This window comes from Gluconobacter sp. DsW_058 (genome assembly GCF_002153615.1).
Lineage (GTDB): Bacteria > Pseudomonadota > Alphaproteobacteria > Acetobacterales > Acetobacteraceae > Gluconobacter > Gluconobacter cerinus.
In genome coordinates this window covers 1-275 of the sequence record NZ_JOPH01000048.1, presented here as the reverse complement: position 1 = coordinate 275, position 275 = coordinate 1, and the positions used below count along the sequence as shown (strand labels likewise).

The following is a 275-nucleotide window of genomic DNA, read 5'->3' as shown; positions in this document are numbered from 1 at the left end:
CTTTCAATGGCCCCTGCCTGTGTCAGGCGTTCACGGAACAGCCAGACCGTTTTGGCATCAGGAACACGATCTGAAAGTCCCAGATCAAGGAGGCGCATGAACGACAGGCGATCGTTGATCAGATACTCCGTCCGTTCATCGGACAAATTGTTCAGCATCTGGATCACCAGGATCTTGAACATCAGCACCGGATCAAACGGAGGGCGCCCGCCTTTGCTTCCGTCCGAATAGGCCAGAGCCTTCTCCAGATCAGGACGGAACACCTCAAAATCCAC

General features: G+C 54.2%; 1 protein-coding gene. It reads right to left on the bottom strand.

Annotated elements, in window-relative coordinates:
• Nucleotides 1-275, bottom strand: a 275-nt coding sequence (locus tag HK24_RS09790) for a transposase (protein WP_143412314.1), incomplete at both ends; no start/stop codon positions are given.